The sequence below is a fragment of the Neisseria sp. HMSC055H02 genome (assembly GCF_001813335.1).
GTDB classification, from domain to species: Bacteria; Pseudomonadota; Gammaproteobacteria; order Burkholderiales; family Neisseriaceae; genus Neisseria; species Neisseria sicca_C.
In genome coordinates this window covers 1-609 of record NZ_KV812079.1, presented here as the reverse complement: position 1 = coordinate 609, position 609 = coordinate 1, and the positions used below count along the sequence as shown (strand labels likewise).

Sequence of the window (609 nt, the reverse complement as noted above, 5' to 3'; positions counted from 1 at the left end):
GGCCGGACAAACCACCATCCGAAGCGGCGGGGATACCACCCTCAAAGGTGCGCAGATCATCGGCAAAGGCGTACAGGCAGATACGCGCAACCTGCATATAGAAAGTGTTCAAGATACTGAAACCTATCAGAGCAAACAGCAAAACGGCAATGTCCAAGTTACCGTCGGTTACGGATTCAGTGCAAGCGGCAGTTACAGCCAAAGCAAAGTCAAAGCAGACCATGCCTCCGTAACCGAGCAAAGTGGTATTTATGCCGGAGAAGATGGCTATCAAATCAAAGTCAGAGACAACACAGACCTCAAGGGCGGTATCATCACCTCCGGCAAGAGTGCCGAAGACAAAGGAAAAAACCTTTTTCAGACGGCCACCCTCACCCATAGCGACATTCAAAACCACAGCCACTACGAAGGTAAAAGCTTTGGTATCGGGGCAAGTGTTGCAATCAGCGGTGAATCAATGGGGCAAAACCGTCCTGCCGACTCCGGCCCGGGAATCCGCTTGATTGATGTTTCTAAAGGTCAAAACAACAATAACGCCATCGGCTACGGCAGCGATGGAGACAGCAAAAACAGCACCACCCGCAGCGGCATCAACACCCGCAACATGCA

General features: G+C 51.6%; 1 protein-coding gene. It reads left to right on the top strand.

The annotated features are described in order from the left end of the window. Positions 1-609 (top strand): hemagglutinin repeat-containing protein (locus tag HMPREF2907_RS03050; protein WP_210388583.1); only part of this gene is annotated, 609 nt, incomplete at both ends.